Origin of the sequence: Desemzia sp. FAM 23989, assembly GCF_045528345.1 — a bacterium.
Classification (GTDB): Bacteria; Bacillota; Bacilli; order Lactobacillales; family Carnobacteriaceae; genus Desemzia.
On sequence record NZ_JBGQQT010000010.1, the window covers coordinates 42036 to 55259 of the forward strand.

Annotated in this window: 13 protein-coding genes; 1 reads left to right on the top strand and 12 read right to left on the bottom strand. The window is 38.1% G+C overall.

Translation table 11 applies throughout. The annotated features are described in order from the left end of the window. Positions 1-27: 27 nt before the first annotated feature. The 5 genes from dnaK to truB all read right to left on the bottom strand — a co-directional run bounded on the left by dnaK (position 28) and on the right by truB (position 5702). Entirely contained in the window at positions 28-1860 is a 1833-nt protein-coding gene (gene dnaK, locus ACEN36_RS07375) for a molecular chaperone DnaK (protein WP_407126270.1), read from the bottom strand. A 73-nt stretch (positions 1861-1933) separates the two neighbouring features. After that, the gene (gene grpE, locus ACEN36_RS07380) at positions 1934-2503 is read right to left on the bottom strand and encodes a nucleotide exchange factor GrpE (RefSeq protein ID WP_407096751.1); all 570 of its coding nucleotides are present in this window, start codon (positions 2501-2503) and stop codon (positions 1934-1936) included. Between the two features lie 17 nt (positions 2504-2520). After that, complete coding sequence (hrcA, locus tag ACEN36_RS07385) at positions 2521-3561, bottom strand: heat-inducible transcriptional repressor HrcA (RefSeq protein WP_407126271.1); 1041 nt, start codon at positions 3559-3561, stop codon at positions 2521-2523. Positions 3562-3810: 249 nt separating this feature from the next. Further along, a complete protein-coding gene (ribF, locus tag ACEN36_RS07390; RefSeq protein ID WP_407126272.1) occupies positions 3811-4767 on the bottom strand; it encodes a riboflavin biosynthesis protein RibF in 957 nt (318 codons plus the stop codon). A gap of 17 nt (positions 4768-4784) precedes the next feature. Then, on the bottom strand, positions 4785-5702 hold the full coding sequence (gene truB / locus ACEN36_RS07395; protein ID WP_407126273.1) for a tRNA pseudouridine(55) synthase TruB: 918 nt from the start codon (positions 5700-5702) through the stop codon (positions 4785-4787). A 196-nt stretch (positions 5703-5898) separates the two neighbouring features. Between truB and ACEN36_RS07400 the strand changes: the two genes are divergently transcribed. Further along, on the top strand, positions 5899-6735 hold the full coding sequence (locus tag ACEN36_RS07400; RefSeq protein WP_407101899.1) for a DegV family protein: 837 nt from the start codon (positions 5899-5901) through the stop codon (positions 6733-6735). 126 nt (positions 6736-6861) lie between these two features. Here the strand turns inward: ACEN36_RS07400 and ACEN36_RS07405 are convergent, their stop codons facing one another. The 7 genes from ACEN36_RS07405 to rimP form a co-directional block, all read right to left on the bottom strand. Further along, entirely contained in the window at positions 6862-7425 is a 564-nt protein-coding gene (locus tag ACEN36_RS07405; protein ID WP_407126274.1) for a DUF421 domain-containing protein, read from the bottom strand. Between the two features lie 478 nt (positions 7426-7903). Further along, positions 7904-8251, bottom strand: coding sequence for a 30S ribosome-binding factor RbfA (gene rbfA, locus ACEN36_RS07410; RefSeq protein ID WP_407097587.1), 348 nt, complete (start codon positions 8249-8251; stop codon positions 7904-7906). Between the two features lie 140 nt (positions 8252-8391). Then, positions 8392-10782, bottom strand: a complete 2391-nt coding sequence (gene infB, locus ACEN36_RS07415; RefSeq protein WP_407126275.1) for a translation initiation factor IF-2 — start codon at positions 10780-10782, stop codon at positions 8392-8394. A 14-nt stretch (positions 10783-10796) separates the two neighbouring features. Next, positions 10797-11102 carry a YlxQ-related RNA-binding protein gene (locus tag ACEN36_RS07420; RefSeq protein ID WP_407126276.1) on the bottom strand — a complete coding sequence of 102 codons (306 nt, stop codon included), beginning with the start codon at positions 11100-11102 and terminating at the stop codon, positions 10797-10799. Beyond that, positions 11099-11383, bottom strand: coding sequence for an RNase P modulator RnpM (gene rnpM / locus ACEN36_RS07425; protein ID WP_204210962.1), 285 nt, complete (start codon positions 11381-11383; stop codon positions 11099-11101). The genes ACEN36_RS07420 and rnpM overlap by 4 nt, the downstream gene beginning before the upstream one ends. Positions 11384-11396: 13 nt before the next feature. Continuing rightward, positions 11397-12662, bottom strand: coding sequence for a transcription termination factor NusA (gene nusA / locus ACEN36_RS07430; protein WP_407097584.1), 1266 nt, complete (start codon positions 12660-12662; stop codon positions 11397-11399). Positions 12663-12692: 30 nt separating this feature from the next. Further along, the gene (gene rimP / locus ACEN36_RS07435; RefSeq protein ID WP_407097583.1) at positions 12693-13166 is read right to left on the bottom strand and encodes a ribosome maturation factor RimP; all 474 of its coding nucleotides are present in this window, start codon (positions 13164-13166) and stop codon (positions 12693-12695) included. Between the last annotated feature and the right edge of the window lie 58 nt (positions 13167-13224).

Sequence of the window (13224 nt, forward strand, 5' to 3'; positions counted from 1 at the left end):
GCTTCTTCTCCATTTCAATCAAGGTGCTTATTTGTCGTCATCTACTTCTTCAAAATCTGCATCTACAACATTGTCATCATTTGCTGCTTCAGTTGCTTCGCCTTCTGGGTTGGCAGCTTGTTGAGCAGCAGCAGCTTGTTCGTATAATTTAACGGTTAAAGCCTGAACGATTTCATTCAAAGCATCACGTTTCGTTTTCATCTCTTCAAGATTGTCAGCTTCAACAGCAGCTTTCAACTCGTCACGAGCATCTTCAGCTTTTTTCACTTCATCTGCATCAACTTTTCCTTCAAGATCACCTAATGTTTTGTCCACTTGGAACAATAATTGGTCGATTTCGTTGCGCAATTCAACTTCTTCTTTACGTGTTTTATCTGCTTCAGCATTTGCTTCAGCGTCTTTCACCATACGATCGATTTCATCGTCTGTTAAACCTGAAGAAGATTTGATTGTAATGGTTTGTTCTTTGTTTGTACCTAAGTCTTTAGCACTTACGTTAACAATACCGTTTTTGTCGATATCAAATTTAACTTCGATTTGAGGTACACCACGTGGTGCAGCTGGAATATCTGTCAATTGGAAACGACCTAATGTTTTATTGTCTGCAGCCATTGGACGTTCGCCTTGCAATACATGTACATCAACAGCAGGTTGGTTATCAGCAGCTGTTGAGAATACTTGCGCTTTGCTTGTTGGGATCGTTGTATTGCGATCGATCAATTTAGTGAACACGCCGCCCATTGTTTCGATACCTAATGATAATGGCGTAACATCTAATAATACGATGTCTTTAACATCACCAGAGATAACTCCACCTTGGATAGCAGCACCCATTGCTACTACTTCATCCGGGTTAACAGACTTGTTTGGTTCTTTACCAGATTCAGCACGTACAGCTTCGACAACAGCTGGGATACGAGTAGATCCACCAACTAAGATGACTTCATCGATATCTGATTTGCTTAATCCAGCATCTTTAAGAGCTTGTTGTACAGGTTTTTTAGTACGTTCTACAAGGTCATAAGTCAATTCGTCGAATTTAGCACGAGTCAAGTTCATTTCTAAGTGCAATGGACCAGCTTCTCCAGCAGTGATAAATGGCAAGCTGATTTGAGTTGAAGTAACACCTGATAAATCTTTTTTAGCTTTTTCAGCAGCATCTTTCAAACGTTGTACAGCCATTTTGTCTTTTGATAAGTCAATGCCGTTTTCTTTTTTAAATTCAGCTACTAAGTGAGCAATGATTTTATCATCAAAATCATCTCCACCTAATTCATTATCTCCAGAAGTAGACAATACATCGAAGACACCGTCACCTAATTCAAGGATAGATACGTCAAATGTACCACCACCAAGGTCAAATACTAATACTTTTTCTTCTTTGTCTGTTTTATCCAAACCGTAAGCTAATGCAGCTGCAGTTGGTTCGTTAACGATACGTTCTACTTCTAAACCAGCGATTTTACCAGCATCTTTAGTAGCTTGACGTTGTGCATCGTTAAAGTAAGCTGGTACAGTAACAACAGCTTTAGTAACTGCTTCGCCTAAATAAGATTCAGCGTATCCTTTGATGTATTGTAGAATATTTGCTGAGATTTCTTGAGGAGTGAATTTTTTACCATCTACTTCTACAGAGTAATCTTCACCCATGTGACGTTTGATAGATGCGATCGTATTTGGGTTGGTAATTGCTTGACGTTTAGCAACTTCCCCTACTTGGATTTCTCCATTTTTAAAGGCTACAACTGAAGGAGTTGTACGATTTCCTTCTGGGTTAGGAATGATTTTTGCTTCTCCACCTTCTAATACTGCTACAGCAGAGTTTGTTGTACCTAAATCAATACCGATAATTTTTGCCATCTGTAATCCCTCATTCTTTAATTTTTTTAGTTTTTTAATCTATCTTCAAAAGCTTCCATTAATTTTGCGGCTTTTATTGAGCCACTACAACCATTGCTGGACGTAAAACACGTTCGTGTAAAGTATACCCTTTTTGATGAACAGTCACAACAGTACCAGCTTCTTGCCCTTCTTCAACGGCAACTGTTTGAACAGCTTGGTGATAATTCGGATCAAAGGCTTCATTCAATGGATCAACTACTTGAACGCCTTCACTTTCGAGAGCCGTTTTGAAACTAGCGTAAACCATTTCGATCCCTTTTTTAAAAGTTTCGTTTTCTTCAGAAGTTTCAATCGACAATGCACGTTCAAGGTTGTCCAATACATTGATCAATTCTTTCGCTAAAGATTGAGAACGGTATTTAGCATCCGTTTCTTTTTCTTTGCGATTTCTCTTTTGGATATTAGCCAATTCAGCTTGTAAACGAAGATAAGCATCTTCTTTTTCTTGCAAGGCTGTTTTTAATTCCGCTAATTCGTCTGTTGTATCCTCTGTATTGACTTCTTCCATAGATTCCTCTGATGTTGTTTCAGCATCTAACTCTTCATTCATTGAAGGGTCTACTGATTCATTTTCTTCTAAATGCGAATCTTTATCTTCCACAATACATAACTCCTTTTTTAGTAGTCATCCATAGAATGGTAATGATCCACTATTTTTTTTGATAATTCATTTCTAAAAACATCCATGAGCCCAATCATTTTGGAATAGGGCATGTTAGTCGGGCCTAATATAGCAATTGTCCCGGTACCTAATTCTTCTACATCATACGTTGCAGAAATCAAACTGAAGTTTTCTAGGATATCAATATTCAACTCATTGCCTATGCGAACTTGAATCTCGTCATTTTGATGACCAAGCAATGATGTCAGGTCATGATTTCCATCCATAAACGAATAAAGAGATTTGAATTGATTGACATTCAGGTTTTCCGAATAATCGAGTATATTCATCCTTCCGCCAATGTGGATGCGTTCTCTTGCGGTTTTTATGAACAGTTCATTGATCAATTCCATCATACCTTCAGCAGTATGCATATATTTATGGATCAATAGCGGCACATCATCTTGCAGTTTTTTAAATACTTCTACTAGAGAACGGCCGACTAATTGGTCATTAAATAAAGAAACGATTTTTTCTAAATTTTTCAAATCAAACCCTTTTGGCACTGTGAAAATTTGGTCTTCCACATGACCCTTGTCGGTGACCAGTATGGCCATCACTTTTCGTTCATTCAATGGAACTAAACGGAACCCTGTCAACTTGCTTTCTTTGATTTCAGGTCCTAAGGAGATAGCTGTGTAACTAGTCAAATTAGATAATACTTCAGCTGATTTAACCACAATCTCGTCTAACTGAAAGAATGGATTATCGAAAGCTCTCTGTATTGTTTCCACTTCATCATGATTTACTTTTGCTGGTCTCAATAAATAATCGACGTAAAAACGATACCCTTTTTTAGAAGGAACTCTTCCCGATGAAGAATGCGTTTTTTGAAGAAAACCCATTTCTTCTAAACGAACCATTTCATTACGGATCGTTGCGGAACTCGCTACGATGTCAGTTTCTTCAAGCAGCGTTTTAGACCCTATCGGATGACCGTACTGCGTAAATAAAATCACGATAGCTCTGAGGATTGAAATTTGTCTTTCCGTTAACATATGCCTCACCTCTTTTTTTAGCACTTCAATTAAATGAGTGCTAACACAATTAATAATTTATCAAATAATAGCACTCTTGTCAATGGTTGCACCTAAAATTTCTGACTATTTTTGACTTTCTTATTGGTAAATCACCGAAAAAGAACCAGCCCTATGGGAATATTTTTTCAACTCTCAGTAAAACAAACTCAACTCCCAATATCCAGAACATGCGCTGCTGGTCATCGAGAGTTGATCTTAGTGACTTTTTTAATTTTTCGTTGTGTCCAACTGTTTAAAATAGTTTCGTACATCTATTTCATCTTGTGCTAACTGAGCGATTAAGGCTTCAACAGATGGGAATTTTTTTTCTTCCCGAATGTATTCATGCCATTCAACAGAAACTTTTTCCCCGTAGATGGCACTATTGAAATCAAATATATTGACTTCTACAGACAATTGGCGATTGTCTTCAAAGGTAATGTTGTATCCAATAGAAGCCATCCCTTCATGCCACGTCTTGCCGATTTTGATTCGAACAGCATATACACCTACTTTAGGCAGCCCTATACCAGAATCAGTATCAATATTAGCTGTAGGATAACCTAGTAATCTGCCCCGAGCATCTCCATGGATAACGATACCAGGTGTTTGGTAAATATAGCCAAGCATGTCATTCGCTTCTGCTATATCTCCGTCTACCAACGCTTTCCGGATTCGGGTAGAACTGATTTTTTCTCCATCTCCTGTTACCTTGCCTACCTCAACGACATCGAATTTTCCCTTAGCGTATCCAGGCAAGTGCTCCATAGAAGCGATCTCCTTTTTCCCGTAAGTGTAATCAAATCCAGCCACTACAGTGACTGCATGTAAGCCGATAATGTATTGGTCTACAAAATCTTGAGGCGTTAGAGCAGCGAAAGAGGAGGTGAAATCGACTTCATATAAATAATCCACGCCCAGTTCAGCCATAAATTCTTCTTTTCTTTCTGTAGTAGATAAATACGTGATCGCTTCTGGATTTATTTTTTTAAATACAATAGAAGGGTGTTGATTAAACGTCATCAATGCTAATTCAACATTTTTTTCTTCGGCCATTTTCTTAGCTCTTGAAATAACGGTTCGATGTCCTTTATGGACACCATCAAAAAAACCAAGTGCGAGGACTACTGGTTTAGTTGGAATTGTTTCTTTTTGATAAGGATGGTGAATTTTAATAATCTCCATTTTTAGGACTCCTTCATTTAAGCTGATGTTCGCAATACTTTGATGGGTTTCAATAAATCCGGTTTCGTAGGGTGTTCACCGTAAATACTGCGGGCTCTTCCTTGATACATCAATACGACTGGAAAAGAAACTTCTTTTGAAAAAGTTTCAATAGGCAGTACAGCACCATTTTTTACTTTTTCCCACAATTCTTCTGTCATTTCTTTTGTATCCATATCGCCAAGGGCATACTCTAATGGATACAAACGATCTTCTATCATTTCTTCTTGCATCAATTCAGCCACTTGATCTAACGTTAAGCAGTCTTTGACTGAAAACGTACCACTTTTCACACGTGTCAAATCAGACATATGCGCCGGGTAGCCTAACTTTTCTCCAAAGTCTACCGCTAACGTACGCACATAAGTCCCTTTTCCGCAGTCCACTTCAAATGTCCAAGAAACGGTTTGTTGCTCATTGTTCATTACAGGTTCAGAAGTTCGAACAAATCGATGAACAGCGACTTCTCTTTTTGGGCGTTCTACTTCTTCACCAGCTCTAGCGTATTCATATAATTTACGCCCATTGACTTTAATCGCAGAATACATTGGAGGGATTTGAATAATATTCCCCGTCATGTCTTGCATCATTTGATCAATAGCGTCATTTGACGGCACTTCTGTTACCGGAAGCGAGTCGACTACCTCACCACTCTTATCTTCTGTCGTCGTGCTAAATCCAATGGTGATTTCTCCCACATAAGCTTTTCCGGTTTCCATCATATATTCTACTACTTTAGTTGCTCTGCCGATACAAATCGGCAAGACTCCATCAACATCTGGATCTAATGTGCCCGTATGTCCTATTTTTTTTGTTTTAAGTATTTTTCTTAATTTAAAAACGCAATCATGACTTGTCATGCCACGCTCTTTCCATAATGGCAAAATGCCTTCCATTATCAATCCCTACTTTCTCTATTAGCCTTTACTAGTATAACATAATTCTTTCCATGACTTAACTATTCCTAACAGCATTTTGATGGATTACATATGCTGATATTCGGTCTTTGCTCCTCTTTTGAGAAATCTTTTGATATAATCAATATAGTACTTGATAGTACTTGGATTAACGTTTTTACAGGAGGAGTTAGATATGACACAGATTAAAATCATGACGGATTCAACAGTCCAATTGTCTCAAGAAGAACAAGAAAAGTATGGGATCACGGTTATCCCCTTATCAGCGATGATTCAAAATACTCAGTATTATGACAACCAAACAATCAGTAAAGCTGAATTTTTACAAAAAATGACTGATAGTCCAACTTTGCCTAAGACTTCTCAACCAGCTGTCGGCCAATTCCTCGAGTTGTACAATCAGCTCGGTGCTGATGGAAGTGAAATACTATCGATCCATGTAGCGGATTATTTAAGTGGAACCTACTCAGCAGCAGTTCAAGCAAGCAGTATGACCAGATCAACTGTAACGGTAAGAAACAGCGGTTCTGTCGATCGAGCAATGGCTTATCAAGTATTGACAGCTGCAGAAATGGCGCAAAACAACGCCAGTATGGAAGAGATTTTGACAGCGTTAGATAAATTAAAAGAAACTATTGCTTTCTATGTAGGAATTGTAGATTTGGAAAACTTGATCAAAGGTGGACGTATAGGAAAAGTACTGGGTCATTTTTCAACTCTGCTGAATGTGAAATTGATGTTGGAAGTAACTGATGAAAGTTTAGTTCCTGTAACCAAAGGGCGAGGGTTAAAAGCTTTGAAGAAAAAATTCAACGAAATTGTCCAAACGATGAAAGACCGCGGCGATATACAACACATCGGAATCACGCACGTTGGACTAACTGACTTTACAGAAGAATTGATCTCGGAACTAAAAGCAGCATTTCCCAAGGCTGCCTATCATATCGCTTACGCCAGTCCTATTCTGATGACTCATGCCGGCAAAGACGCTTTTGCTATTTCCTATATGTAATGGGCTTAACCCCTAAAGCAGTGTGTACCATAACAAATAAAAAGCTTTTTTTGAAAGCTGGAATATACTCAAAAGACAAAAATAAAAGCTGAGAAAGAGAGTTCTTTCTCAGCTTTTTTGTACAGTCTATAAATACTTCGTGATCTCATCTTCAAATCCAGAAGTCACATTTTGAATAACGGATAGATTTCCATTTGCCTCTAATAAAACGGCATAGATTTGATCAGAAGTAGTTCCTGCTTCTCTTCGGATAGCAGATAAGATTTCTTCTTTATTAACACGCCCTTTTTGCATATTCTCTGTTACATATTCCCCTTTGAGAAAGACGATTTTCGGAACAGGATTGGTTTTTGGGTACAGTTTTTTCCATTTAACCAAGATTTTCGATAACCCATATTGCATAAAAAGCAAGACGATAATAGCCGAAACTCCGTTGATCAAATTGATTTCCTCTAAAAGCACTGTAGAAGAAATAATAGAACCAATCGTAAATGTGGCGATCATATCATATACACTAAAGCTGGATACACTTCTGCTGCCGAATAACTTTAACGAAATAACCAAAACAAAATAAATCATAACCGTCGTCAATATTATTCTGCCTGTTGCTCCCCATCCATTGAACAATAATTTCGGGAGATTTAAAAATTCCTCAATCTTTGTAAAAATATTCGATAACCATGTTAACATGCTTATCACTTCTCCTTTCTATTAACCCTTTTTAGTGTAACAAAAAAAGTTGAGCGACTGAAATGAGAATGGTTGGTTCTACAACATTTGACGTTACGAGGAAATTTCTTTACCAACATTAAAAGGTTCTACAATATTTAACGTTGGTAAGTAGAAAATACATTTCTTTTTAATGCTAAACCTTTTAGAAACGCATTTCTAGAAATTTCAGGAGGAGTATGGGGCTGCTTATAGCCATGAAAAAGGATGCAATGGGAATTACTAAGCGTTAGGCTTTAGCCGTTACGCTTAGTTTGACGCTTGTAAGCCTTGAGACATGGTTTTTGGCTCAAGGCGGTCCCATGGCTTTCCATAAGCAAACCCATAGGCCGGAGGAAATTTCTTTGCCAACGTTAGAAGTTGAAGAGCCAATTAAAAGATGAAGAAGAACTAAAAAAGCAGGAAAAGAGAACTTAGATTCTCTTTTCCTGCTTTTCAACTAGTCTTTATTCAAATCTCTCAATAATTCATCGATGCGGTTTCCATAAGCCACTGACTCATCTCTTTCAAACATCAATTCTGGTGTTTTGTAGATAGATAAGCGTTGGCCCAATTCTTTACGAATCAAACCAGTGGCTTTATCTAAACCAGCTTGAGCGTCTTGAACGTCTTTTTCTTTGTCAGATAAAGTACTGTAAAAAACAGTTGCTTGTTGTAAATCACCTGTTACGCGTACATCCGTAATGTTGATTCCTTGAACTCTGGGATCACGTATTCGTTTACGTATAATGTCGTTGACTTCTCTTTGAATTTCTTGAGCAACTCTTCCTACTCTATAGTTCGCCATTGTATCTCCCTACTTTCTACTTAAAAAGGTGGAGCAGACTAGACTCTTTGTAATGTCATTGAATCTTTTTGTTGGGAAAACCCTCCAGTGAAAGGAAACAAGTGAACTCTACGGAAGTCTAAGCAGTCTGCATTACTCTCTTATTTAGGTTGAATTTGGACCATTTCATATGCTTCAACAATATCGTCAACTTTGATATCATTGTAGTCTTTAATCATTAAACCACATTCGAAACCTTTTTTCACTTCTTTTGCATCATCCTTGAAGCGTTTCAAACTGGCCAACTCGCCTTCGTAAATAACAATATTGTCACGAATCAAACGAACACCACTGTTGCGTGAAATGTGTCCATCAGTGACAAATGCCCCAGCAATTGTTCCAACTTTAGAAACAACAAACGTTTCTCGAATGACTGCTTGTCCAGTTACTTTTTCTTCGTATTCTGGGTCTAGCAAACCTTTCATTGCAGTTTCAATTTCATCAATTGCGTTGTATATAATACGGTGAAGACGAATATCCACTTTTTCTTGATCTGCTTGAACTTTTGCTTGCGGAGTAGGACGAACGTTAAATCCAATGATGATGGCATTACTTGCAGCAGCTAATGTAATGTCGCTTTCATTAATTGCCCCAACGCCAGTGTGGATGATCTTAACGCGTACGCCTTCTACTTCGATTTTTTGTAAACTTGCTGCTAATGCTTCCGTTGAACCTTGTACATCCGCCTTTATAATAACGTTAACTTCTTTTAATTCGCCCTCTTGCAAACTAGAGAACAAGTTATCAATTGTAACACGGTTGGTTACTGCACGTTGTTCTACTTGAAGTTGTTTCTCACGAGTTTCTCCAACAGAACGAGCTGTTTTTTCATCTTCGAACACTACAAATTGATCTCCAGCTAAAGGTGCATTGTTTAAACCAGTGATTTCGACTGGAGCTGACGGACCTGCAGTTTTCAAACGACGACCTAATTCGTTGACCATTACGCGGACACGACCATAAGTTGAACCTACTACAATAGGATCCCCTACTTTTAACGTCCCTTCTTTGATCAATAGTGTAGCAATAGGACCTTTGGCTTTATCTAAACGAGCTTCAATAACAGAGCCAATAGCTAAACGTTTAGGGTCAGCTTTTAATTCTTGAACTTCAGAAACCAATAAAATCATTTCCAATAATTCTTCGATATTTTGACCAAACTTAGCAGAGATGCTGACAAATATTGTGTCTCCACCCCAAGCTTCAGGAATCAAACCATATTCAGTTAATTCTTGCATTACGCGATCTGGGTTGGCTGTCGGTTTATCAACTTTGTTCACGGCAACAATAATGGGAACATCAGCTGCTTTAGCATGATTGATCGCTTCTACTGTTTGTGGCATAACTCCATCATCAGCTGCTACAACGATGATAACGATATCGGTAACATCTGCACCACGTGCACGCATAGTTGTAAACGCCGCATGTCCTGGTGTATCTAAGAAAGTGATTTTTTTACCATTCTTAGTGATTTGATAAGCTCCGATGTGCTGAGTGATTCCGCCGGCTTCGCCTTCACTTACGCTGGTATTTCTCAGAGTATCCAATAAAGTTGTTTTACCGTGGTCTACGTGACCCATGATCGTTACAACTGGTGGGCGCTCTTGTAGATGTTCTTCATTGACTTCTTGATCAAAGTAAACATCTAAATCAGAAATATCCACTTCCACTTTTTCTTCTGCTTCAATACCGTACTCTGCTGCTAACAACTCAATTGCTTCTTTGCTTAAGCTTTGGTTTTGAGTAGCTACGACACCTAGCAAGAAAAGTTTTTTGATAATTTCAGCTGGTTCGCGGTAAATTTTCTTAGAAATTTCAGCCACATTCATCCCATCTGTATACACCAATACTTCTGGTAACTCTCTTTCTTTTCTTGGTACTGGTGGTGCTACTGGATGGCTTTCGCCTTTTCTGCCTTTTTTCTTCCGTTTGTTGTAACCACCGTGTGTTCCCATGCTTCCGCGGTTACGGTATGGTTTGTTCGTGCTCTTTTTCTTATCCGTAGAAGGACTTGCGCTTTGAGTTCCTGCACTTGCAGTAGTTCTTGGTTTAGAAGCAGCTGCTTTCTTTGGAGTAGAGCTTTTTTTTGCGACTGTATCTTTCTTAGGTCCGCGGTTATCGTTTTTAGGCTTTTCAGCAGCTGTACGTGGAACTACTTTCTTAGTAGAAGTAGTTTTGCTGGTTGATGCCTTATTTCCGTTAGTTTGTTGCTTTTGGTTCTTATTTGGTTTATTTTGTTGATTATCTATAGTATGATCTCCCTTATTTTGCTGCTGCTTCGTATGTGAACCAGCATTATTCTCTTTTATTTGGGTTGCTTGTTCGTTTTTCTTATTTGAAGCAAAAGCATTATTCAGCTTTGTAACTTGCGCATCATCCATTGATGACATATGCGTATGATACTCAATACCTAGTTTTCCAGCTGCATCAATAACATCTTTGCTTGAAATATTTTTTTCTTTTGCGTACTCATAGACACGTTTCTTAGCCATGCAATCACCCTCCATTAAATTGATAATAATTCTCGGATTTTTTTCGCAAAGCCAGCATCTGTCAAACAGACTATTGTTCGTTCCTTTCCTATAGCTTGACTTAATTCAGCTTTAGAATACTGAATAGTGTAAGGAATTTCATAGTATTGGCATTTATCCGAAATTTTCTTGCGTGTGTTCTCACTTGCATCGTTTGCAATGATCACCACTTTGGCTTTTTCTGAACGAACATGTTTGATCGTCAGATCTTCTCCAGAAACTAATTTACCAGCTCGAGTGGCTAAGCCCAGCAAATTCAATGCTTTTTGTTCATTGGTCATAAACTCATCCGTGCTTTCTGATGCGTCACATAATCCAGCAATGACTGGTAAAAGTCATCTTCTATTTTAGCTCCAAAAACACGCTCTAAAACATGCTTGTCCCAAGCAGATTGGACAATTTCAGGTTCAATAGAGACATATGCTCCACGACCTGGTAATTTACCGCTTGGATCGATTGCGATTTCGCCTTCTTTATTTCTAACAATTCGAATCATTTCTTTTTTAGGCTTCATTTCATTTGAAACGACGCATTTTCGCAGGGGGACTTTTCTTTTTGTCATGGAAATCACCTCACTAATCTTCAGTAACGTCTTGCTCTTGATTATCTTGGTCTTCCAATAAGTCGTTATCGATCATTTCTTCAGCAACATCATCGCTTTCCAAACTTTCAATAACTTCTGGATCTTCAGTTAAAGGTGCTACGATTTCTTCTGCCTCTACAACAGCTTCTACCGGCATATCTTCAGCAGCATCAATCAAGTCTTCCGTTGTCACTAAACCAACTTCTTCTTCTGCCTCTTGCATAGCTTCCATATCAGATTCTGACTTGATATCGATTTTAAATCCTGTCAATTTAGCAGCTAAACGAGCATTTTGTCCACGTTTACCAATTGCCAATGACAATTGATAGTCGGGCACAACTACTAAACAGCTGTTTGTTGCTTCATCAAAGACCACATCGATAACTTTTGCTGGATTTAACGCATTTGCAATATAAGTTGCTGGATTTTCGCTCCATTCAACAATATCCATGTTTTCGCCTTTTAGTTCATTTACAATCGCTTGAACACGTTGTCCTTTAGGACCCACACACGTTCCCACTGGATCAATTTGTTCGTCTCTTGAGACAACAGCTACTTTCGCACGATCTCCGGCTTCACGAGCAATAGATACGATCTCTACAACACCATCATAGATTTCAGGAACTTCTTGTTCAAATAAACGTTTTAATAAATCTGGGTGGCTGCGGCTAACAAAAATTTGAGGTCCTTTTGAAGTGTTTTCAACCTTTGTTACATATACTTTAATGCGGTCATGAGGTTTGTAGACTTCATTTGGTATTTGCTCTTGTTTTGATAACACCGCTTCGATTTTACCAAGATTTACATAAATGTAACGATTGTCTTGGCGTTCAACGATTCCTTGCATAATATCATTTTCATAAGCAATAAATTCATTGTAGATAATACTTCTTTCTGCTTCACGGATACGTTGCATGATGACTTGTTTCGCAGTTTGTGCAGCGATACGTCCAAAATTTTTAGGGGTTACTTCAAAACGAATTTTGTCGCCGATCTCATAAGCAGGATTGATCTTGATTGATTCTTCAAGACTCACTTCTAAACGAGAATCGTACACTGTATCCACTACATCTTTTACAGAATAAACACTAATGTTTCCCTTTTTTTGATTAAATTCAACTTCAACATTTTGTGCTTGTCCATAATTTCTTTTGTACGCAGAAACTAATGCAGCTTCCAAAGCATCAATCACTAATTCTTTGGAAATCCCTTTTTCAGTTTCTAAGTCATCAAGAGCATTTAGTAATTCTTTGCTCATCTTTTTCTCTCCTATTCAATTGTAGTCTATTTAGAACTGTATTGCCAATCTAGCTTTTGCTATTTTTGAACGATTCAATTCTATCTCTTTTGTGCGTGTTTTAATCCGAACAGTCAACGTTAGGCTGTCTTCTGTCAACTCTTTCAAAGTTCCTTCATACACTTTTTCACCGTCGATCGGTTCATACAGTGAAACATGGATAAATTTTCCTACTGCATTTTGAAAATCTTTTTCCGTTTTGATTGGTCTTTCTGCTCCTGGAGAAGAAACCTCTAGGAAATATGCATGTGGAAAAGGATCCGGCGTGATTTGGTCTAAACGTTCGCTGACTTTTTCACTTACTAATGCGCAATCTTCTAAACTAACCCCTTGCGGCTGGTCAATATATACACGCAAAAACCAATTCTTACCTTCTTTTATATATTCAATATCTACCAATTCGTACTCTAAGTCTTGTATCATGGGTTGTACAAGCTCCGTAACAGTCGTTACAATATTACTCAATACTTTTCGCCTCCTATCATTAGACGTATATAATCGCTTAAAAAGAGTGAGCGTCGCC